At 42.5% G+C, this 273-nt stretch carries 1 protein-coding gene; it reads right to left on the bottom strand.

What is annotated here, in order from left to right; genetic code table 11:
- A partial coding sequence (locus AAEZ02_RS22465) for a sulfatase-like hydrolase/transferase (RefSeq protein WP_351125255.1) occupies positions 1-273 on the bottom strand: 273 nt, incomplete at both ends.

Below are 273 nucleotides of genomic sequence, written 5' to 3'. Positions count from 1 at the left end.
TGTGTAGTCTTGTGGTAACCACATAAACCAAGGCACATGAGTTTGTTGGCTCGGCGCAATGCTGTAAGGCGTACCGTGTAAATACATACCACTTTCACCCAACGACTCACCATGGTCAGATAAATACACCAGCGCGACGTTATATTTGTCTTGATACTGCTTAAGTACATTAATCGTTTCTGCCAACACAAAATCGGTATAGGCAATAGTATTGTCGTAAACATTAACAATCTCTTGGTCGCTACAGTTTTCAATATCGCTGCGGCTACAAGC

The organism is Shewanella sp. T24-MNA-CIBAN-0130 (assembly GCF_040310185.1).
Classification (GTDB): domain Bacteria; phylum Pseudomonadota; class Gammaproteobacteria; order Enterobacterales; family Shewanellaceae; genus Shewanella; species Shewanella psychromarinicola.
The sequence above is the reverse complement of the archived record's forward strand: the minus strand, read 5'-3'. Positions and strand labels throughout refer to the sequence as shown.